General features: G+C 70.4%; 23 protein-coding genes. 10 read left to right on the plus strand and 13 right to left on the minus strand.

The window, feature by feature from the left end; genetic code table 11:
- Positions 1-34 precede the first annotated feature (34 nt).
- Both FB561_RS31080 and FB561_RS31085 read right to left on the minus strand, forming a co-directional pair.
- On the minus strand, positions 35-487 hold the full coding sequence (locus tag FB561_RS31080; protein ID WP_145813614.1) for an iron chaperone: 453 nt from the start codon (positions 485-487) through the stop codon (positions 35-37).
- A gap of 80 nt (positions 488-567) precedes the next feature.
- On the minus strand, positions 568-942 hold the full coding sequence (locus FB561_RS31085; RefSeq protein WP_145813615.1) for a DUF1304 family protein: 375 nt from the start codon (positions 940-942) through the stop codon (positions 568-570).
- 69 nt (positions 943-1,011) lie between these two features.
- On the opposite strand from FB561_RS31085, the gene FB561_RS31090 reads away from it, so the two are divergent.
- From FB561_RS31090 to FB561_RS31100, 3 genes are all read left to right on the plus strand, one after another.
- Positions 1,012-1,806: an NAD(P)-dependent oxidoreductase gene (locus FB561_RS31090; protein WP_145813616.1), complete on the plus strand. Its 795-nt coding sequence runs from the start codon at positions 1,012-1,014 to the stop codon at positions 1,804-1,806.
- Positions 1,807-1,897: 91 nt separating this feature from the next.
- On the plus strand, positions 1,898-2,203 hold the full coding sequence (locus FB561_RS31095) for a hypothetical protein (protein WP_145813617.1): 306 nt from the start codon (positions 1,898-1,900) through the stop codon (positions 2,201-2,203).
- A gap of 35 nt (positions 2,204-2,238) precedes the next feature.
- Complete coding sequence (locus tag FB561_RS31100) at positions 2,239-2,655, plus strand: SgcJ/EcaC family oxidoreductase (protein ID WP_145813618.1); 417 nt, start codon at positions 2,239-2,241, stop codon at positions 2,653-2,655.
- A gap of 6 nt (positions 2,656-2,661) precedes the next feature.
- Here the strand turns inward: FB561_RS31100 and FB561_RS31105 are convergent, their stop codons facing one another.
- The 5 genes from FB561_RS31105 to FB561_RS31125 form a co-directional block, all read right to left on the minus strand.
- Positions 2,662-2,988, minus strand: a complete 327-nt coding sequence (locus FB561_RS31105) for a putative quinol monooxygenase (RefSeq protein WP_145813619.1) — start codon at positions 2,986-2,988, stop codon at positions 2,662-2,664.
- Between the two features lie 41 nt (positions 2,989-3,029).
- Entirely contained in the window at positions 3,030-3,494 is a 465-nt protein-coding gene (locus FB561_RS31110; RefSeq protein WP_145813620.1) for a hypothetical protein, read from the minus strand.
- A gap of 82 nt (positions 3,495-3,576) precedes the next feature.
- Positions 3,577-3,771: a hypothetical protein gene (locus FB561_RS31115; RefSeq protein WP_145813621.1), complete on the minus strand. Its 195-nt coding sequence runs from the start codon at positions 3,769-3,771 to the stop codon at positions 3,577-3,579.
- Positions 3,772-4,070: 299 nt separating this feature from the next.
- Positions 4,071-4,844 carry an ABC transporter permease gene (locus tag FB561_RS31120; protein WP_145813622.1) on the minus strand — a complete coding sequence of 258 codons (774 nt, stop codon included), beginning with the start codon at positions 4,842-4,844 and terminating at the stop codon, positions 4,071-4,073.
- A complete protein-coding gene (locus tag FB561_RS31125) occupies positions 4,841-5,755 on the minus strand; it encodes an ATP-binding cassette domain-containing protein (RefSeq protein ID WP_145813623.1) in 915 nt (304 codons plus the stop codon). Before FB561_RS31125 ends, FB561_RS31120 begins: the two co-directional genes overlap by 4 nt.
- Positions 5,756-5,836: 81 nt before the next feature.
- Between FB561_RS31125 and FB561_RS31130 the strand changes: the two genes are divergently transcribed.
- The gene (locus FB561_RS31130) at positions 5,837-6,583 is read left to right on the plus strand and encodes a TetR/AcrR family transcriptional regulator (RefSeq protein ID WP_145813624.1); all 747 of its coding nucleotides are present in this window, start codon (positions 5,837-5,839) and stop codon (positions 6,581-6,583) included.
- Here FB561_RS31130 and FB561_RS31135 read toward each other — a convergent pair.
- From FB561_RS31135 to FB561_RS31150, 4 genes are all read right to left on the minus strand, one after another.
- Entirely contained in the window at positions 6,573-7,211 is a 639-nt protein-coding gene (locus FB561_RS31135) for a nucleoside/nucleotide kinase family protein (RefSeq protein ID WP_145813625.1), read from the minus strand. The genes FB561_RS31130 and FB561_RS31135 overlap by 11 nt on opposite strands.
- A 9-nt stretch (positions 7,212-7,220) precedes the next feature.
- Positions 7,221-8,243 (minus strand): non-homologous end-joining DNA ligase, encoded by a 1,023-nt coding sequence (gene ligD, locus FB561_RS31140; protein ID WP_238335236.1) that lies wholly within the window; start codon positions 8,241-8,243, stop codon positions 7,221-7,223.
- Positions 8,244-8,363: 120 nt separating this feature from the next.
- Positions 8,364-9,473, minus strand: a complete 1,110-nt coding sequence (locus FB561_RS31145; protein WP_202880957.1) for a branched-chain amino acid aminotransferase — start codon at positions 9,471-9,473, stop codon at positions 8,364-8,366.
- 34 nt (positions 9,474-9,507) lie between these two features.
- Positions 9,508-10,836: a helix-turn-helix domain-containing protein gene (locus FB561_RS31150; RefSeq protein WP_145813626.1), complete on the minus strand. Its 1,329-nt coding sequence runs from the start codon at positions 10,834-10,836 to the stop codon at positions 9,508-9,510.
- A 187-nt stretch (positions 10,837-11,023) separates the two neighbouring features.
- Between FB561_RS31150 and FB561_RS31155 the strand changes: the two genes are divergently transcribed.
- From FB561_RS31155 to FB561_RS31170, 4 genes are all read left to right on the plus strand, one after another.
- Positions 11,024-11,410 carry a hypothetical protein gene (locus FB561_RS31155; RefSeq protein ID WP_145813627.1) on the plus strand — a complete coding sequence of 129 codons (387 nt, stop codon included), beginning with the start codon at positions 11,024-11,026 and terminating at the stop codon, positions 11,408-11,410.
- Between the two features lie 198 nt (positions 11,411-11,608).
- Entirely contained in the window at positions 11,609-12,379 is a 771-nt protein-coding gene (locus FB561_RS31160; protein ID WP_145813628.1) for a helix-turn-helix transcriptional regulator, read from the plus strand.
- A 112-nt stretch (positions 12,380-12,491) separates the two neighbouring features.
- Complete coding sequence (locus tag FB561_RS31165; RefSeq protein WP_145813629.1) at positions 12,492-13,736, plus strand: MFS transporter; 1,245 nt, start codon at positions 12,492-12,494, stop codon at positions 13,734-13,736.
- Positions 13,733-14,209: a winged helix-turn-helix transcriptional regulator gene (locus FB561_RS31170; RefSeq protein ID WP_145813630.1), complete on the plus strand. Its 477-nt coding sequence runs from the start codon at positions 13,733-13,735 to the stop codon at positions 14,207-14,209. The genes FB561_RS31165 and FB561_RS31170 overlap by 4 nt, the downstream gene beginning before the upstream one ends.
- 64 nt (positions 14,210-14,273) lie before the next feature.
- On the opposite strand, the gene FB561_RS31175 is transcribed toward FB561_RS31170, so the two are convergent.
- Together FB561_RS31175 and FB561_RS31180 are read right to left on the minus strand one after the other, a co-directional pair.
- A complete protein-coding gene (locus FB561_RS31175) occupies positions 14,274-15,137 on the minus strand; it encodes a hypothetical protein (RefSeq protein WP_170284924.1) in 864 nt (287 codons plus the stop codon).
- Entirely contained in the window at positions 15,038-17,302 is a 2,265-nt protein-coding gene (locus FB561_RS31180) for a S8 family peptidase (RefSeq protein WP_170284901.1), read from the minus strand. Before FB561_RS31180 ends, FB561_RS31175 begins: the two co-directional genes overlap by 100 nt.
- A 220-nt stretch (positions 17,303-17,522) precedes the next feature.
- On the opposite strand from FB561_RS31180, the gene FB561_RS31185 reads away from it, so the two are divergent.
- Entirely contained in the window at positions 17,523-19,184 is a 1,662-nt protein-coding gene (locus FB561_RS31185; protein WP_145813632.1) for an NAD(P)/FAD-dependent oxidoreductase, read from the plus strand.
- A complete protein-coding gene (locus FB561_RS31190; protein WP_145813633.1) occupies positions 19,184-20,683 on the plus strand; it encodes an ATP-binding protein in 1,500 nt (499 codons plus the stop codon). Before FB561_RS31185 ends, FB561_RS31190 begins: the two co-directional genes overlap by 1 nt.
- The last annotated feature ends 164 nt before the right edge of the window (positions 20,684-20,847 follow it).

A 20,847-nucleotide genomic window follows, 5' to 3' on the forward strand; every position in this document is an offset into this window, starting at 1 on the left:
GTTCCGTTGCTATCGGCCCCTATCTGCGTGCCGGTCAGCTGGTGGCGCGCTGGACGAGTTCGGTGATCCGGGCCTCGTTGGCCTTGGTCAGCTCGGTGATGGCGAAGGCGGTCGGCCACATGGTGCCCTCGTCGAGATCGGCGTGCTGCTCGAAGCCGAGGGTGGCGTACCGGGACTTGAACTTCTCGGCGGACTGGAAGAAGCAGATCAGCTTGCCGTCCCGGGCGTAGGCGGGCATGCCGTACCAGGTCTTCGGGGTGAGGTCGGGAGCCGCGTGCAGGACGAGCTCGTGGATCCGCTCACCGATGGCCCGGTCCGCCGGACCCATCTCGGCGAGCTTCTCGCGGACAGCGGCCTCGCCATCCTCCTTGGCCTTGGCGCCGCGCTGGGTCGTCTTCAGCTCCTTCGCCCGCTCCTTCATCGCGGCGCGCTCGTCCTCGCTGAACCCGTCGTAGGACTTCTCGGCGGTGGACTTCTTCGTGGTCATATCTGCTCTCCTCCTGGTCGGTACGAGACTCATGCTAGGCAGCGCGACCGGCGGAAAACTTCTCGAAAACTGATCGATGGTCAGACCAGCGCGACGCCGAGCAGCAGCAGGTTCGGCGACGCCTCCATGACCGAGTTGAGCCAGAGCTTCGGCTGGGTGATCAGCATGACGATCGCGAGGAACACGTGCTGGCAGGCGGTGAACACGATCAGGGCCGTACCGGCGTCCGAGGACGACGTGCCGAGCAGGTACGCACCGACGAACAGCGCAACCGCGGTGGTCAGGTTGTAGAAGGCGATCGAGATCCGCCAGAGCCGGACCGCGTCCTTGTCCTCGGACCTGATCAGGAACAGCGGGAAGAACTGCGGCCGGTCGTAGAAGAACAGCTCCAGCACGCAGACGGCGACCAGGATGAGACCGATGACGATCGCGAGTACCTGTTCGGTCGTTCCCATCGTTTCCCCCTGACCCTGTCCTCAGAATGGTACGAGTCTCTGACTAAATCAAGAGGCTAGTTTGGGAGGATGGACAACAGCAGCAAGGTGGCGTTTCTGGGGTTGGGGTCGATGGGCGCGCCGATGGCTCGACGGGTGGCCGCGGCCGGGTACCAGTTGACGGTGTGGAACCGGTCGGCGGACAAGGCGGCCGGATTCGAGCGGGTGGCGGCGTCCCCGGCCGAGGCGGTGCGGGACGCGGACGTGGTCGTGACGATGCTCGCGGATCCCCGGGCGGTGCTCACCGTGGTCGGTGAGTTCGCCAAGGAGTTGAAGCCCGGAGCGGTCCTGGTCGACGTGTCCACGATCGGCCCGGCCGCTGTTCGTGAGGTGGCCGCGCTGCTGCCCGCGGGGACGAAGCTGGTGGACGCGCCGGTGATGGGAAGCGTCGACAAGGCGGCCGGCGGCGAGCTCAACCTCCTGGTCGGCGGCGACGCCGACGAGGTGATGCCCTTGCTCGAGCTGTTCGGCCAGGTCCAGCGCACTGGCGGAGTCGGGACCGGGGCTGCGCTGAAGATCGTGATGATCAACGCCATCGTCAACGGCGTCACCGTGGTCGGCGAGGCGCTGCAACTGGCCGACGCGTTCGGCCTGCCGGAGGACCAGGTACGCAAAGCCCTGGCGAGCTCACCCCTGGCCGGCCTGACCGCAAGGGCCTTTGCCGAAGGCGCCTACTACCAAACCGAACTGGCCGCCAAGGACGTAGCCCTGGCCACCGAGGCCGCCGACCTCCCGATCGCCGAAGCGGTCCACGAAAGACTCAAGTCCTACCCCCAAGCCCAACAAGAAGACATCGGCCGCATCATCAACCACTTCAGAGGCTAGGTACCTCCCCAGGCCGTACCCGGACGGCGTTGGGGTCCGCACCGGGGCAACCCCGATGTGATGGGTGGTGGGTGGTGCGTACGGTCGGGGCATGGTGGACGGATACGAGGTTTGGGTGCACGGTGCTGCCGCGGACGACGACGTGCTGAAGCGGTTGGTCACCGGGACGATCTGCCCGGTGGAGGAGCACGACGGGCCGTGCGAGGTGCCCTGGTCGCTCACCTTGACGGCGGACAGCGCGCTCGTCCTCGCGCTGTACTGCATGCCCGGCCAGGCCGAGGAGATCGCCGACCGGGTCCGCCGGGTCGTCGGCGACCGAGTCGTGGTGGTCCGACGCGGGCGCGAGGACGGGTTCGGCGACCTGCGGACGCAGTACGAGATCGAGAGCCGGGCTTGACCTCAAGTTTGGTTGAGCTAGCAGGATCCCGGTGCATGGACATCACCGGACAGATTCCCAGCCAGGCTGACGTGGACGCGATCGAGGAGCTGGTCGCGCAGGTCGAGAAGGCACAGCGTGCCGAGGACGTGGATGCGTTCATCGGGTTGTTCCGTGCGGACGCTCTTTGGGTGACCGGGCACGGGAAGGGGCTGTACGGGCGCGCGACGATCGAGGAGTTCACCCGGCGGGTTCTTCCGGGCGCGACGCAGCACGCGACCGCGACGTACGTGCCTGATCACCTGCTGTTCGTGCGGTCCGACATCGCTGTCGTGAACGTCAACCAGACCTACACCCCGGCCGGCGAAGATCCCGCACCTGTCGACCAGGGCACGCCGGTCTACCTCCTCGCCAAGGACGCCGGCCGCTGGCGGATCGCGGCCGCGCAGAACACCGTCGTCGTGCCGGAGTAGAACTGCTCAGCGCTTGACGGCCAGTTCGCCGAGTTCGGACCAGTCGTCCTGGTCGACCTTGAAGTTGACGATGCGCGGCGTCTCGACCAGGTACTGCGGCAGCGTCTGCTGGGCCGCCTTGAAGTGGTCGGAGGTGACGTGCGCGGTGGCGGCGTCGTCGTCGCGGAAGGCTTCGACCAGGACGTACTCGTCGGCGTCGTCGAGCGAGCGGGACCAGTCGAACCAGAGGCAGCCTGGTTCGGCCCGGGTGGCCTGGGTGAAGGCTTCGGAGATGCTGGGCCAGTCGGCAGCGTGCTCGGGCTGGACCCGGAACTTCGCGGTGATGAAGATCATGGTCGCGATGCTACCGAGCGATCTCCGCGCCGGCAGGAGGGTCAGGACGCGACCTTCGCGGTGGTGAACCGCAGATCCTGCTCGGTCTCCCAGACCAGCGCTCCGTCGGGATGCAGGCAGAGGAAGCGCGGTGGTTGCTCCGCGGAGACGGCGACGGCCGCGACCGGGACGTCCTCGGCCTCGGTCACCCGGACCGCGCCGAGTGGGGTGGCGAAGCTGATCACCGAGCCGGTGGACTTGCCGCGGCTGGCGATCGCCCGGGCCAGCACGTCGGCCGAGCCGGCGACCGCGATCAGACCGAGTACCCCGATGGCGAGAGCGGTGAAGTGGGAGGCGCGCATGTCGAGCTTGAACCAGTCGACCTTGTCCGCGATCACCCCGACCAGGGTGGTCACCAGGGGCGCCGCGACCGCGAGGACCTTCGTGATGCTGAAGGCCGGCGCCTCGATGATCGCCTCCTCCTCGCGCCCCTTGTTCAGGAAGAGCCGGGACAACGGACCAGCCATCTGATTCCCCCTCCACTCGAGCTCCCAGCCAAGACGATGACACATCAAGGGGCGAGCCGGCGGGAATCAGCGGCTGGGCGTTTCAGGCGGCGGTGCGAGTGCGGTTCTGCCGGGCCCAGACGGCGTGGCGGAGCTTGGCCTGATCGGGGTAGCCGGCGGCGCGGCCGATCATGTACACGTCGTGGCTGCGCATGTTGACCATGGCGGCGACGTACCAGACCGGGTTCCCCTCGGCCAGCATCGTCACGATCATCTGGTTGGCGGCGTTCTCGTTCATCCTGACCCTCTCCTCAGTCTGCTGATCGGTTCCTGCTGTCACTGATACGTCGGAGAGGACCCGCCGGGTTCGACATCGTCGCCGAAACTTTTTCCAGATTTCTTCGGCCGGGTAGGCACCGCTGAGCGGACGACCTGGAAAGAATCGCCGAATTGTTCCGCCGTGACCCTCCGCGCGCGATAGATTCGAAATCCCCCCACGTGTGGAGGTCCCACTCCCCCCGGGACCCGCACGGGCGAGTGCCCCGATCCTTGATCGGGGCACTCGTTTTTCCGAGCCCGCCGCAAGGCAGATCGTGATCAGCGCCCGGCGCGCCGGCGGAAGAGTACGGTCGCGAGCACGAACGAACCGGCCAGCAGACCCCCGCACCAGGCCAACGCGATCCAGCCGTTGTTGCCCAGCGGCGTCCCGATCAGCAGGCTCCGGACCGTCTCGATCACCGGCGTGATCGGCTGGTGCTCGCTGATCGGCCGGAGGAACCGCGGCATCGTCTCCGGCTGCACGAAAGCGCTGCTCAGATAGGGCAGGAACAACATGAAGAAGCTGAGCGTGCTGGCCGATTCGACCGACTTCGCGATCACGCCGAGCCCGGCCGCCAGCCAGGACAGTGCGAGGACGTAGAGCAGCAGCAGCCCGATCGCGGCGAGCCAGTCCAGCCACGTCGCGGCCGGCCGGAACCCCATCGCCAGCGCGGCCAGGATGACGATGCCGGTCGAGACCGCATTCCGCAGCACGCTCGCGGTGACGTGCCCGGTCAGCACCGCGAAACTGCGGATCGGCAACGACCTGAGCCGGTCGATCATGCCGCTGGTCATGTCGTCGGCGACCGCCATCGCGGTGTTCGACGCGCCGTACCCGGTGGTGAGCAGCAGGATGCCGGGCACCACGTAGTTGATGTACTCCGTGCCGGTCTCGATCGCGCCGCCGAACACGTACACGAACAACGCCATCATCAGCAGCGGCAGCAGGATCGACACGAACAGGGTGTCGACGTTGCGCCGGGTCAACCGGACGGACCGGTCGATCATCGTGGCCGCGTCGGTCACGGCCGCGGCGACTCCGTCATGGCTCATGGCTGCTTCTCCCGGTCGGTCAGGGTGAGGAACACGTCGTCGAGGGTCGGCCGGTGCGACGACACCCGGGCCGGCCGCAGACCCTGGTCGCGCAACTCGTCCAGGACCGTGTGCAGGTGATTCGCGGTCCCGTCGGACGGCAGGTTCACGGTGACGCCGTCGGCGACGCCGCCGAGTACCTGGACCGACTTCGCCGCGTCGGCCGGGTCGGTGAAGAACACCTCGATCCGCTCGCCGCCGATCCGGGCCTTGAGCGCGTCCGCGGTCCCGGACGCCGTGATCACGCCGCCGTCGAGCAGCACGATCCGATCGGCGAGCCGGTCGGCCTCCTCGAGGTACTGGGTGGTGAGCAGGATCGTGGTGCCGTCCCGGACCAGTTCGCCGATCGCGTCCCACATGGTCAGCCGGCTGGCCGGGTCGAGCCCGGTGGTCGGCTCGTCCAGGAAGATCACCCGCGGCCGGCCGATCAGGCTCATCGCGAGATCGAGCCGGCGCCGCATCCCGCCGGAGTACGTCTTCACCCGGCGGTCCATCGCGTCGGTCAGCGCGAACCGCTCCAGCAGCTCGCCGGCCCGCCGCCGCGCCGTGGTCCCGCCGAGGTGCATCAGCTTGCCGACCATGACCAGGTTCTCCCGGCCGGTCTGGTTGTCGTCGACGGCCGCGTACTGCCCGGTGAGGCTGATGACGCCGCGGACCCGGGTCGGCTCGCGGACCACGTCGTACCCGGCGATCGTCGCCGTTCCTCCGTCCGGCCGGGTGAGCGTGGTCAGGATCCGCACGGTGGTGGTCTTGCCCGCGCCGTTCGGCCCGAGCAGGGCCAGCACTTCGCCCTCACGGACCCGCAGGTCGACGCCCCGCAGGACGTGCGTGGCTCCGTACGACTTCCGTAGTTGTGTCGCCTCGACGATCATCCGTCCCCTCCTACTGCGTATTAGGTACGCTAATTAGCGTAGCAGGTACGCAATAGGCGTTTCTAGACTGAGGGGGTGGAGATGAACGAGCTACCCGCCGACGTGGCCCTGCTGTGGGGGCTGCGGGACGGCAGCCGGCGTGGGCCGAAGCCGTCGCTGACCGCCGACGACATCACCCGGGCGGCGATCGAGCTGGCCGACGCCGAGGGGCTGGGCGCGGTGTCGATGGCCCGGGTCGCGGAGCGGCTGGGCAACTCCACGATGGCGCTCTACCGCCACGTGAAGAGCAAGGACGAGTTGCTCGTGCTGATGTCCGACGCCGCCCTCGAGCGACCGGGGCCGCTGCCCACCGGGGCCGACTGGCGGACCGGGCTGACGTTCTGGGCCGACAGCGTGATGACGGCGATCCGCAAGCACCGGTGGTACGCCCGGCTGCCGATCTCCGGTCCGCCCGCCGGGCCGAACAACCTGGCCTGGTTCGACTCCGCGCTCGCCGCGCTCGCCGGCACCGGGCTGGACGAGGCGGGCAAAGTCGGCGTCGTGATGGGCCTGATGACCTACGTACACGGCGAGATCCGGCTCGCGCTCGACCTGGCCGCGGGTTTCGCCGACAACCCGGAGGTCTTCGCCCGGTACGGCGCGACGCTGGCGCGGGTGGTCGATCCGCGCGAACTGCCGGCGGTGGCGCGGGTCCTGGAGGCGGGCGTCTTCGAGGTGGAGACGTCCTTCGACGAGGCCGACGACGCGGACTTCGACTTCGGTCTGCAGCTCTACCTGGACGGGGTGGCCGCCTTCATCGAGCGGACCTGCGGGAGCGCTACAGACTGAGGGTCGCCGTGGCCAGGTGTTTGGTTGCCGCGATCAACTGGGCGTTGCGCTCGTCGCTGCCGAAGGTCCGGTCGTGGGCCTCCTGCGCCGACCTGCCGAAGTGCTGGTGCCGCGCGGTCAGCCGGGCGTGCCGGGTGTCGTCGTCGAGTTCGAGGTACCAGATCTCGTCGACGGATCCGCGAGCCGTTGCCCAGGGCTCCTGGTCCAGCAGCAGGTAGTTGCCCTCGGTGAGCACCAGGTCGATCTCCGGGCCGACCCCGATGGCGGCCGCGATCGAGTCCTCCAGCTCCCGGTGGAACCGCGGCGCCCACACCGTCTCGCCGGTACGGTCCCGCAGCCGCCGGAGCAACGCGGCGTACCCGGCGCCGTCGAACGTGTGCGGCGCACCCTTCACGTCGGCGATCCCGAGCTCCTCCAACGCGGACTGCGCGAGGTGGTACCCGTCCATCGGGACCAGCGCGACCCGATGGCCCGACGTGGTGAGCCCGGCCGCGAGCTCCTCGGCGTACGTGGACTTGCCGGCCGCGGGGGCACCGGTGATACCGAGGATCGCCCGCCGGGTGCTGGTCGCGAGCGTCGCGAGCTCGGCCGCACGGGCAAAGGCGGCGGTCCGATCCAGGGAGCGCATCAGGAGATCTTAGTCAGGCTGCGGTGGTTCCTCGGCGCCTTCGCGTTCGTCGCGGGCGGCCCACTCGAGCAGGGTGTCGAGGGAGTACGGGTCGTCGTCGATCGTGGCGTGCAGGTCACCGAGCTCGGCGAACCGGGCGGGCACCGTGGCGATGGTGAACTCGCGCGGCTCGACGTCGTCCACCTCGTCCCAGCGGATCGGGGTGGAGACGGTGGCCTCCGGGTTGCCGCGGACCGAGTACGCGCTGGCGATCGTGTGGTCGCGGGTGTTCTGGTTGTAGTCCACGAAGAGCTTGCTCGGATCGCGGTCCTTGCGCCACCAGGTCGTGGTCACGTCGTCGGGCGCGCGCCGCTCCACCTCGCGCGCGAACGCCAGCGCGGCGCGGCGTACGTCGGCGAACCCGTGCTCGGGCTTGATCCGGACGTAGATGTGGATGCCGGAACCGCCGGACGTCTTCGGGTACCCGACGGCGCCGAGGTCGTCGAGCACCTCGTGCGCGACATGGGCGACCCGGCGGACCCGGTCGAACGGGCAGTCCGGCATCGGGTCGAGGTCGATGCGCCACTCGTCCGGCTTCTCGGTGTCGGCGCGGCGGCTGTTCCACGGGTGGAACTCGACGGTGGACATCTGCACCGCCCACGCGACGTGCGCGACCTCGGTGACGCACAGCTCGTCGGCGGTCCGGTTGTACCGGGGGAAGTGGACGCGGACGGTCTCCATCCACGGTGGGGCGCCGTGCGGCAGCCGCTTCTGGTGCACCTTCTCGCCGGACACGCCCTCCGGGAACCGGTGCAGCATGCAAGGCCGCTCCCGCAGCGCGCGCACGATGCCGTCGCCGACGGACAGGTAATAGTTCACCAGGTCGAGCTTGGTCTCGCCGCGGGCCGGGAAGTACACCCGATCCGGATTGGAGATCCGCACGGTCCGCTCACCGACCTGCAGCTCCACCGCCGGCGTCTTCGCCTTCGCGCTCTTGGCAGCCTTCGACCCGTTGCCCGCCCCGGACCCGTTCCCCGCCTTGGACTCAGCCATGCGGCCAACTTAGCCGCTTGTCCGGACATCCAGCACTCACCAAGTCCCCGACTTCCCCCGGAATCAGCGTGGTCCACGCCCAGCCGGGCCGGTCGGCGGGGCTTGGTGAGTGGTGCGGGTTCAGGACAGGCGGGTGAGCCAGCCGTGCTGGTCGGGGATGCGGCCGTACTGCAGGTCGAGCAGGGTCGTGCGGAGCTTGGCCGTGACCGGGCCGACGCCGTGGTCCTGGGTGTGGTCGCCGATGGTCAGGTCGCCGTCCGGCCAGGCGAGCCGGCCGATCGGGGTGATCACGGCGGCCGTCCCGGACGCGAACGCCTCGGTGATCTCGCCGGTGCGGACGCCGTCGCGCCACTCGTCGGCGGAGACCCGGCGCTGCTCGACCGGGTGACCGAGGTCCGCGGCGAGCTGGAGCACCGAGGACCGGGTGACGCCTTCCAGGATCGAGCCGGACAGCTCCGGAGTGACGATGCGGCCGTCGGCGTACACGAAGAAGAGGTTCATGCTGCCGCTCTCCTCCAGCCACCGGCGCTCGACCGCGTCGACGTACGCGACCTGGTCGCAGCCGTTCTCGGTCGCTTCGGCGAGGGCAGCGAGGCTGGCCGCGTAGTTGCCGCCGCACTTGGCCGCGCCCGTCCCACCCGGGGTCGCCCGGATCGACGTGGTGCTGAGCCAGATCGACACCGGCTTGGGCCCGGTGGCGAAGTACGCGCCGGCCGGTGACGCGATCACGCCGAACAGCACCTCACGGGCCGGCCGGACGCTCAGTGCGGCCTCGGTCGCGATCATGTACGGGCGCAGGTACAGGCTGGTCTCACCGCTGCCGTACGGCGGCACCCAGCTCTCGTCGGCCGTCACCAGGGCCCGCAGCGCGGCGACGAAGTCCTGCTCCGGCACCTTCGGCAGCGCGAGCCGCTCGGCGCTGGTGGTGAAGCGGGCGGCGTTCCGGTCCGGGCGGAAGGCCCACACGGACCCGTCCTCGTGCCGGTACGCCTTGAGGCCCTCGAAGATCTCCTGCGCGTAGTGCAGTACGGCCGCGGCGGGGCTGACCTTGAGCGGTGCGTACGCCGTGACCCGCTGGTCGTGCCAGCCGCGATCCGCCGACCAGGATGCCACCACCATGTGGTCGGTGAACGCCTGACCGAAGCCGGGCTTGTCCAGTACTGCGGTCCGGGCCGCCGTCGTCGCCGGATCGCTCCGCAACTCCAGCCCGAAGTCCCACGTGTCTGCCACTGCCACTCCGATCCGTTCCGGTCTTTGCGGCACGCTACTCCTGCGTCGGCGCCGTGCTCGACCCGCCGCCCACAGAGCGACTACCGTACGGTCTGCGCCGCAGCAGCTCGCGGTAGTCCCGCACAGCCGGCCGACCCGCGTCTTTCCCTTGTACTGCGGCGAGTACGCGGCCGGCGACGTCGTACAGGTAGTGCGTGTGCCACTGGTCCGGCAGCTCGACCAGGACCCGCATCGCCGTCGACAGCCCGGTGACGAACTCGCCGTCCCGGACGAGGCACTCCGCACCCAGCAGTTCCAGCTCGGCCCGCTCCCGCACGTACACCCGCGGACAACCCGCCAACGCGCGATCCAGCGCGAGCCAGGCGGGCACCGAGTCACCCAGTGCGGTGAGGACGAAGCCCACCACCCGATCCGTCTCGTACCGCGGCCAGTCGAACGGGGTCGCGGGACCGTCGAGCCCGGCAGCGATTTCCCGGAGTACGCAGAGGGTCTGCCGCGTCTCGGCCGATCGGTTGAGCAAGGCAAGCACCCGGGCTCGGGCGGCGAGGGCACGAGCTCGGTCAGCTGGTCGTGCGGCGTCGTCGTCCGGTCGCGCACTCTCCGAGCAGCGCACAGCGGCGTCGGCCACCGCCAGCATCTCCGGCAACGAGCGGCCCTCCGCCGGACCGCTCCACGCCTCGGCTGCGTACACCCGCGTCGTGATCCCGGAGTCGTCGCCTTGCAGCCGCCGCGCACCTTCAACAGCGGTGCGGGCGGTCCGCCACCACTCGGCCGCGGCACGCACCCGGCCGAGCGACGCGACGGTCAACGCCATCAGGACGGCCAGCTCGGCGGCGGGCACCGCGAGCTCCTCCGGGCGGGCAACCGCGATCTCGGGCAGGGCCCGCAGGTCGGCGGTGAGGTCGGGCAGGAGGTCCGCCGACGGGGTGGTCGTGAAGGCCGCCGCGCGGGCGGCCGCGACCGAGCTCCACTCGTCGTGGCTGGACCGCCCCAGCCAGCCGGCCAGCCCGTGCCGGACCGTCTCCAGCTCCACCGGCGGCCGGCCGGACGGCCGCGGTGCTGCCGGTCGGTGCGTCGGCTGGTGGATGGTCTGGTGCGTCGGTGGGTGGGTCGGCCGGGGCGTGGGGCGGTGCGGCGGCCGGTGCAGTGCGAAGGCGGTGGCCAGGGTGCTGCCGGTGTCCAGCTCGCGGTCGCACAGCTGGGCCAGGTGGGCCGAGCCGGGCCGTCGGCCGCGCTCGACCTGGGACAGGTAGCTGTAGTCGTAGCCCACGCGGGCCGCGAGCTGCCGCAGGCTCAGTGCGGCTTCCTGCCGGGACTGCCTCAGCCGCACCCCGAACGGTGGATCGACACGTTCCTCTGCCACAAGTTCCTCCCCCGCTCGGGCGTGGGCCGGATGGCCGGTCCATGCGCTGCGTGGTGGGGACGCTACAGGGGCCCGCCGACAGAACGTGGGTACTGCGGTGTCCGTGCGAGGAGTGGGCTGTGGGCTGTTCGGACAGCCCACAGATCACACCTGGTGGAGGCAGTGGGCGGCGGTGAGGCTTGCTGGTGTGGACCGACAGGACGTGACGCAGCAGGGGCCGCCGCGGCCCTTCTGGCTGCTGCGGTCCGGGTCGGGTGCCACCAGGACGGTGGGGGAGGGCGTCGAATGGGCCGATGGGTTCGCGGTCGTGCGGTGGTGCGGGGAGGACAGCACCTTCCCGGCCGTCTCGCTGTGGATGGGCGGCGTCACCGCCTTCCTCACCCTGCACGGCCACGACGACACCCAGGTCCGCTGGCTCGACAGCCGCACCCAGTCAACAGCTCCGCCGTCGCACGCCGAGAAGCCGCGGCCGGTGCCGGGCAGCAGGGCTCGCTGGCTCCCGGCGGCCGCCCCGGACGGGAGCTGCCTGGGCTGCGGCCGAACCTGGCCATGCCTGTCCTGCCCACCCCGCTAACCATCCCGCGAGCCACCCCGCGAGCCATCCCGCCGGCCGCCCGGTGGCCGGCCTCCGCCGGATCGTCGGATCGGTCGCCGCTGAGACAACGGTGTCAGGCCAGCGGGGACGGGATTAAGGTGAGCGGCGGTCGGCCGCGAGTCGGGGTGCTGGGACTGGCCGCGACGGCAGGACGGCGACGACAGAGGCAGGTGGGGAGTGCAGGACGAAAGTGGGGAGGCGTCGGCTCGCACCGATCCGCTCGACGAGCTCGACGCGCAGCTGGCCAGGTTGCGAAATGTCGCCGACGAGCTGCGCGGTGCCCGGGGGACACCGGTGCTCACCGGCAACCAGGTCGAGCTGATCGAGCACGGACCCACACTGCTCCGCGCGTACGAGCGGTTGCAGGAAGACGCGCGCCGGGAGGTCCGCGTGCTCGACCGGCCGCCGTACGTGACGCCGCCGTCGACCCAGCAGGCGCTGGAGCTGCAGCGGTTGCAGGCGGGGATCGGGTACCGCGCGATCTACGGCACCGAGGTGTTCGAGAGCGAGGACATCATGGGGGTGCTGCCCGAGCTGCAGACGGCCGGGGAGCGCAGCCGGGTGATCGCCCAGGTGCCGATGAAGATGGCGATCGGCGACGACGACACCGCGCTGATCGGCCTGACCACGCGATCACCGTCCGAGCACTACCTGCTGATCCGCTCGTCGGGGCTGCTGGACGGGCTGATCGCCACCTTCGAGATGTTGTGGGCGCTGGCGGTCCCGATGCCCGGGCTTCCGTTCAGCGGTGAGCTGCCGGGGCTGCGGCCGCACGACCGGGACATCCTGCTGCTGCTCGCGGGTGGCGCGACCGACGACATGATCAGCCGGCGGCTCCAGATCAGTCCGCGGACGACGCAGCGCCGGGTCCGCGCGTTGATGGAGTCCCTCGGCGCGCAGACCCGGTTCCAGGCCGGCGTCCAGGCCGCCCGCCGACGCTGGATCTGACCCCGCGACGGCAGGCGTGACGGGGGTCACTGGGCCACGCTGGATTGCGCAAAGCAACTCAGGCGTTCTGGGTTTCATCCCGCAACTCAGGGGATTCCCGGAAGGAACCGGTATGACCACTCTCGACCTGCCCGTCTCGGCGACCACGCGCCCGCGTCGCGCCCTGAGCCGCCGGGCCGGCTTCTGGACCGCCGCCGCGGTCGCGGGCATCAGCCTGTGGACGAGCGCGGCGCCCACCACGACGTACCCGCTGTACGCCTCGACCTGGCACCTCACCCCGACGGCGACGACCGCGATCTTCGCCGTGTACCCGGTGGTGCTGGTGGTTTTCCTGCTGATCTTCGGCCAGCTCTCCGACTACATCGGCCGCCGCGCCACCATGCTGTACGGCGTGGCCGCGCTGCTCGGCGGTGTCCTGCTCTTCGCGGTCGCCCCGTCGGTCGGCTGGGTGTACGCCGGTCGCGCGTTGATGGGCGCCGGCGTCGGGCTGGCGCTGACCCCGGCCACGGCGGCCGCGGTCGAGTTCAGCGCACACGGCAAGGCAGCCAAGGCGTCGTCGGTCACCACCGCGGCCACCGCGGTGGGTCTAGCACTGGCGACGGTCGTCGGCGGCGGCCTGATCGAGTACGCCCCGGCCCCGCTGCACCTCGACTTCTGGGTCCTGCTGGCCGTGATCGCGATCGTGTTCGGCTTCGTCTGGCGGATGCCGCGGCACACCAAGGACGAGAGCCAGGGCCGCTGGCGCCCGCGCGCGATCACGGTGCCGAAGGGCCTCCGGGTGCTGTACGCCGCCGCGGCCGTCGCCGTGACCACCGCGTACGCGTTCGGCTCGGTCTTCCTCGCGCTCGGGGCGGAGGTCATCCGCGATCTCGTCGGGACCACGAACATCTTCGTCATCGGTCTGCTGCTGGCGATCTTCTCGGTCGCGACCGGCGTGACCGCGATCGTCGGCCGCCGCTTCCCGGCCGCTCGGCTGGTCACCGTGGGCGCCGTCCTCACGCTCGTCGACCTCGGTCTGCTCGAGCTGTCCGCGACCGCGCACTCCCTGCCGGTGTTCCTGGCCACCGCGATCGTCGGTGGGACGAGCTACGGGCTGCTGTTCTCCGGCGGACTCAGCCTGATCGCCACCCGCGCACCGGCCCACCACCGGGGCGGCACGGTCGCCGCCGTGTACCTGGTGGCGTACGTCCTGCAGGGCGCGATCGCCGTGACGCTCGGCCTGGTCGCGACGGCGGCGGGGCTGAGCACGGCGCTCCTGCTCGGCGTGACCGTCATCGGTACGCTGGCGCTGCTCGTGATCGTGGCCGCCGGGATCCTGGCCCGCGGCCACCGCCGGTTGCCTGAGGAGGGGCGATGACCACCCGGACCGCGACCCAGCCGAACTGCTCGATCGCCCGGACGCTCGACCTGGTCACCGATCGCTGGTCGTTCCTGATCCTGCGCGAGGCGCACCTCGGCACCACCCGGTTCGCCGACTTCCGCGACTACCTGCGGATCGCGCCGAACATCCTGACCAACCGGCTCGCCTCGCTGGTCGAGTCCGGCCTGCTGGAGAAGCGCGACTACCGGGCCGAGGGCGAGCGGACCCGGTCGTCGTACCACCTGACCCCGGCCGGTGCGGACCTCAAGCTCGTGCTGGCGGCGTTGCAGCAGTGGGGTGACGTGCACGTTCCGCGTGAAGCCGGGCCGACCGTGCTGCGGCGTGACCGGCGGTCCCGGGAGCTGGTGGACGTCGGGTTCGTCACCGAGGACGGCACCGCGGTTCCGGACGAGGACGTGGAGTTCGAACCGGTCGCGGGTGGTCCCGCCGACCGCGGTACCTGGCGCTGAACAACAGAGGACGGCGGGCCGGTCAGCACACCCAGCCCGCCGTTTTTCTTGCTAGGGGCAACGATCAGTTGATCGCGACCACGGTGCCCACGCCGTTCGGGTACTCGACGTACCCGGTGTAGTGCTTGGCCGGGTCCAGGCCGGACCACGACGCGGTCACCTGGTACGGCGCGTTGGCGACCGGGGCCGTCGCCGGCGTGACCTGGAGGCCACCGCGGTCCGTGCTGCTCACCACGTTGGTCTGGATGTCGTACTCCGTGGTGTCGGCGCCCGGCGGGTTCGACAGCGTGATGGTGAGAACGCCCCACACGCCCGGCGTCGGCGCGGCCACCGAGGCGGTCGCCTGGTTCGAGCCGTCACCCTGGAACGACTGGAGGAGGATCCGGCCGTCGACCACCTTGTAGAGCACCATCCAGATGGAGCCGTTCGGGTCCTTCGTCTTCACGTGCCACTGGATCGCCTTGGTGTCCCTGGTCGCGGTCACCGGGTAGTCCGGCAGCTCGGCGTCCGGAGCACCCGCGACCACCTCGCCTGGTACGGCCGGGGCGGACACCACGCCGTACGCGCCGAGCGGGCTTCCCGCGAAGCCGGAGGTCGCGGTGTACGAGATGCTCCCGGCCGCGCCCGAACCCTTCACCTCGGTCGGCGCCAGCGTGGAGGTCGGGGTGACCACGATCGGGCTGCGAACCGATTTGCCGGCGCCCGACCAGGTCAGCCAGCCGGTGGTCGGCTGGTTCGAGGTCGCCGTGTCCTGGGTGAGCTTCACCGTGAAGGTCTTGGTCTCACCGGCCTTGGTGAAGGAGAGGATCGACGGGCTGACGACCGCCGTCATCCCCGGCAGGTCCACGCTGGCCCGGTACACGCCGGGGGAGACGGCCGTGATCCGCCGGGTGATCGTCCGGGTGCCGAGCAGCTGGCCGATCGCGATCGACGGCGCGTTGTAGTCGCTCGGGGCGATCGCCGGGACACCGGTCCCGGTGCGAATGCCGCTGCCCTCCAGGTACCCGAGCCAGTCGAGGTCGCCGGAGTCGTAGACCAGTCCCGGTCCAGCATCTTCGCCGGCTGGACCTCACCCGCGCCGCGGGCGAACGGGTCGTTGTCGATCGAACCGTCGGCCTTGAGCACGTCGCTGGTGGTCGTCATCAGCGCCGACTTGACCGCCATCGGCGACCAGGTCGGGTGCTGGCCGAGGTAGAGCGCGGCCAGACCGGCGATGTGCGGCGCGGCCATCGAGGTACCGGACAAGAACGCATAGCTCTGACCGCCGTTGGTCGGCGGGGCGACCGCGGCCAGGATGTTCACGCCGGGTGCGGCGAGGTCGGGCTTCAGCAGGTTGCCGTTGCTCGACAGCGACGGGCCGCGGGAGGAGAAGTCGGCCATCTGCGGGTACGCCGCGGTCTGGCCGGTCGTGTTGCCGGGGACCAGCTGCGCGGTGGCGCCCGCGGTCGTGGCGTACTCCTTGACCGACAGCGCGCCGGGTACGTTCAGGTGCACAGTGGGCACGGTGTGCGAGTCGCCGACGGCGTCCTGGTCGAACAGATTGATCAGCACCATCCCGACACCGCCCGCGCGCTTCACCTCGGCCGACTTGTCGACCCGGGCGTTGACGCCGCGCTCGCAGACCACCAGCTTGCCGGCCGCCTTGGCCGGGTCGAGAGTGCCCGCCTGGCAGAGCAGCGCGTCGGCGTCGGTGGCACCCGCGGTCTTCACGGCCTGGCCGTTGACGAGCGGGACCGAGGTGGTCTGGCGGGCCAGCGTGGTGCTGATCCCGGCGTACTTCTGCCCGTTGCCGAGCGCAACGGTAGCGGCCCACGGCGCGACCGTGCTGGCGCCGACCGTGGTCACCCACGGCGAGGTGTTGTCCAGCGTGGACGGGTCCGGACCGGAGTTGCCGCCGGCCGCCGCGACGAAGATGCCGGCCGAGGCCGCGGACAGGAACGCGAGCTGGATCGGGTCGGTGTGCGTGGACTCGAAGATCGAGCCGACCGAGTAGTTGATCACGTCGACGCCGTCGGCGACGGCCTGGTCGATCGCGGCCAGGATGTCGGAGGTGGCGCCGCCGGAGTTCTTGCCGTCCTTGCCCTCCCAGAGCGCCTTGTACACGGCGACCTTGGCGGCCGGGGCGACGCCGGAGACGGTACCGAGGTTGACGCCGTTCTCCGCGACGTCGACGCCGTACCGGCCGGCGGCGGTGCTGGCCGTGTGGGTGCCGTGGCCGTTGCCGTCCCGTGGGGAGACGTAGTCGGCGCGCTGCTCCGGCGGGACCAGGCTGAGCCAGCCGTCACCGAAGTAGCGGGCGCTGATCAGCTTGGTGTTGCACAGGTCGGCGGTGAACTCGGCCCCGGTCTGGCACGTTCCGGTGAACGTGTCGCCGTCGGCTTTGTGCATGACCGTGGTGGTGCCGGAGCGGTACGGCCGGTACGGGTCGCCCGGTGTCGGCGCCTTGGTGCCCAGCTTCGGCCCGGACAGCGAGGCGCTCTCCGGCCAGACCCCGGTGTCGACGACGCCGACCACGATGCCCTGGCCGGCCGCCTTCTGACCACCGAGCGCGTTCCAGACGCCCTGCTTGCCGGACAGCTTGAGGAAGTCGGTCGACTTGCGGTCGTCGAGCGCGGTGCGCAGCTGGTCCGGGACGACCGACACGACGCCACCGGTCCGGCTCAGCTCGCCGGCCTGCTTCGCGGTCAGGTCGGCCACGAACGCGTTCACCGCGGTGGTGTAGTTCCGCCGGACCTCCGCCCCGACCTTCGCCGCGACCTGGCGGTGCCGGCCGGTCAGGTACCCGGCGTACCGCTTGCCGTCCGGGCCGGCGGTGTCGACCTTGCGGCCCTTGGCCGGCTTCGTCGCCTTCAGCCCGGCCACGTCACCCGCGTACGTCGCGACCGGCGCGTCGGCCAGCGTCACGATGTACCGGCCCGGGACGAACCGCGGCAGCTTCGCCGCGAGGTCCGACGTGGTGACCGGCGGGGTCGCGGCCACGCCCTCGGTGGGTGCCGCGAGCGCGGCGGTGCCGTTCGGTGCTGCCAGCGCGGCGGTCACCAGAACGGCGCCGGCGAGCAGAGCGGTCCGCCGGCGCAGGAATGGATGGTTCACGCGATGCCTCCACTGGGGACGCGCCCGTTCGGCGTCCCACGGTTGTCCTGACCGCGGCGGTGGCCCCGGTCGCCCGCCCCCGAGCACGGACGGCGAAAGCTTGCCAACGCCGGCCCGCGGGTACACCGTTTTGGCTTCATCTGGCCACTGACGGAAAACTGCCAGTGACCGGCGTGGACAGCGCTCCCGCCGACCGCGGGCGCGCTGGTATCAATGAGGCATGACAGCGTCGACTTCCCGCCCGGTGATCCTCACCGTGGACGACGACCCGGGTGTGTCCCGTTCCATCGCCCGTGACCTGCGCCGCCGGTACGGCGAGGAGCACCGGATCGTCCGGGCCGAGACCGGTCCGCAGGCCCTGGAGGCGCTGCGCGAGCTCAAGCTGCGCGGTGAGCCGGTCGCGCTGCTGCTGGCGGACTACCGGATGCCGCAGATGACCGGGATCGAGTTCCTGGAGCAGGCGATGGACCTGTTTCCGCTCGCCCGGCGGGTGCTGCTGACCGCGTACGCCGACACCGACGCCGCGATCCAGGCGATCAACGTGGTCGACCTGGACCACTACCTGCTCAAGCCGTGGAACCCGCCGGAGGAGAAGTTGTACCCGGTGGTCGACGGCATGCTCGACCTGTGGAAGTCGACCCCGGAGCCGTCCACCGACGAGACCCGGGTGATCGGTCACCGCTGGTCCGCGCCGTCGTTCGCGGCCCGCGACTTCCTCGCCCGGAACGCGGTCCCGTACCGCTGGTACGGGGTGGACGACGAGGAGAGCAAACGACTGCTGGACGCGGCCGGCGTGGACGGTTCCACCCTGCCGGTGGTGATCACGGCGGACGGCACGGTGATGGTCGCTCCGACCGACGCCGAGCTGGCCGCGAAGGTCGGGCTGTCGACCGCACCGGCCGAGGAGTTCTACGACCTCGTCGTGGTCGGCGGCGGTCCGGCCGGCCTGGGCGCCGCGGTGTACGGCGCCAGCGAGGGACTGCGGACGGTCCTGGTCGAGCAGCTCGCCACCGGTGGCCAGGCGGGTCAGTCCAGCCGGATCGAGAACTACCTCGGCTTCCCCGACGGCGTCTCCGGTGCCCAGCTGACCGACCGGGCCCGGCGGCAGGCGGTCCGGTTCGGCGCCGAGCTGCTCACCGCGCGCCAGGTGGTCGGGCTGGAGACCCTCGGCTCCGCGCGCAAGCTGCTCTTCTCCGACGGCAGCGAGATCTCCGCGCACTCGGTGATCCTGGCGACCGGCGTCTCGTACCGGACCCTGCAGGCGCCCGGCGTCGACGACCTGTGCGGGCGCGGGGTGTACTACGGCTCCGCGACCACCGAGGGCCCGAGCTGCGCCGGCCAGGACGTCTACATCATCGGCGGGGCCAACTCCGCGGGTCAGGCGGCCGTCTACTTCAGCCGGCATGCGAAGCGCGTGCATATGCTGGTGAGGGGTCCTTCGCTCGAGGCGACCATGTCGAGCTATCTGATCAACCAGATCGACGCCATCGACACCATCGACGTGCACACCTGTACCGAGGTGGTGTCGTGCAAGGGGTCGGATCACCTGGAGCGGCTGACCCTGCGGAACAGCACGACCGGTGAGTCGCGCGAGGTGGACTCGGAGTGGATGTTCGTGTTCATCGGCGCCGCACCGCGGACCGACTGGTTGCCGGCGGACCTGCTCCGCGACCAGCGCGGGTTCGTGCTGACCGGGCCCGATCTGCACGGCAAGCCGCAGGGCTGGTCGCTGGAGCGGGAGCCGTACCACCTGGAGACGAGCATGCCGGGCGTGTTCGCCGCCGGTGACGTGCGGGCCGAGTCGGTCAAGCGGGTGGCGTCCGCGGTAGGCGACGGAGCGATGGCCGTGACGTTGGTGCACCGATACCTGGAGATGTTGTGATGAGCTCGCAGAACGAGACCGCCGAGGCGACCGACGCGGAACCGCGCCGGCTGCCGATCGACGAGCTGCGCACGCTGTTCCTGTTCGAGAGCCTGACCGACGAGCAGCTGACCTGGCTGTCCGAGGCAGGCTACGTGCAGTCGGTCGAGGAGGGCATCGTCTTCACCGAGGGCGACGCGGCGACCTGCTGCTACGTCCTGCTCTCAGGTGGCGTCCGGCTCTGCAAGCTGTCCCACGGCGAGGAGGTGGAGATCAACCGGACCACCCAGCGCGGGGTGTACTCGGGAGCCTTCAACGCCTTCTTCGGCGCCGACGACCGCAAGGCCTACACGGCCACGATGCGGGTGCTCGGTCCGTCGGAGTTCTTCGTCATCGACGCCGCGATCATGGCGCAGATGATGAACACCTGGTTCCCGATGGCGGTGCACCTGATCGAGGGCTTCATCATGGGGATGCGCCGGACCAACGAGACGATGGGGGAGCGGGAGCGCCTGCTTGCCCTCGGGTCGCTGTCGGCCGGTCTCACCCACGAGCTGAACAACCCGGCCGCCGCCGCGGTCCGGGCCGCGGCCGCTCTGCGCCAGCGGGTCGCCGGGATGCGGGCCAAGCTCGCGATGCTTGCCGACGGCACCCTGGACGCGACCAAGCTGCACCAGATCATCGAGTTGCAGGAAGCCGCTGTCGAGCGGGTCGCGAAGGCGAAGACCAAGGAGTTGTCCGCGATCGAACTGGCCGACGCGGAGGACGCGCTGACCGACTGGCTCGACGACCACGACGTCCAGGCCAGCTGGGACGTCGCCCCGGTCCTGGCCGCGGCCGGGCTGGACGTGCCGTGGATGGAGGAGGTGCTGACGGCGGTCGGCCCGAAGTACCTCGAAGGCGCGGTCCGCTGGCTGATGTACACGATCGACACCGAATCGCTGATGAACGAGATCGACGACTCGGTCACCCGGATCTCCACCCTGGTCGGCGCGGCCAAGCAGTACTCGCAGATCGACCGGGCGCCGTTCCAGGTGGTGGATCTGCGTGAACTGCTGAAGTCCACGCTGGTGATGATGTCGGGCAAACTCCAGGGCCTCGAGGTGGTGAAGGACTTCGATCCCGACCTGCCCCCGATCCCGGCGTACGCGGCCGAGCTGAACCAGGTCTGGACCAACATCATCGACAACGCCGTCTCCGCGATGGACGGCACCGGCACCCTGACCCTGCGGACCAAGCGCGACGGTGCGTACGCGGTGGTCGAGATCGGCGACACCGGCCCCGGGATCGCGCCGGAGATCCGCCGCCGCATCTTCGAGCCGTTCTTCACCACCAAGCCCATCGGCGAAGGGACCGGCCTCGGCCTCGACATCTCCTGGCGCATCGTGGTCAAGAAACACCACGGCGACCTGCGCGTCGAGTCCGCACCGGGCGACACCCGCTTCAAGATCGTCCTCCCGATCAACCCCGAAGAGGAGATCGAGGCCCAGTCCGACCTACTGGCCGGCCCCGCCGACTAAGTACCACCCGACGCCGCCGGTCGTCGGCGGCGTGGTTGTGTGCGGGTCGGCGTGGTGCTGGCTCGGCGTACCGGGCTGCTTTACCGCGGCCGCCGGCGCGCGCCACTCACCCGACCGCACCGCGTCAACTACTGCTGCGAGCTTGCTCGCGTTTCCAGCCAGGC

This window comes from Kribbella amoyensis (genome assembly GCF_007828865.1).
Classification (GTDB): Bacteria; Actinomycetota; Actinomycetes; order Propionibacteriales; family Kribbellaceae; genus Kribbella; species Kribbella amoyensis.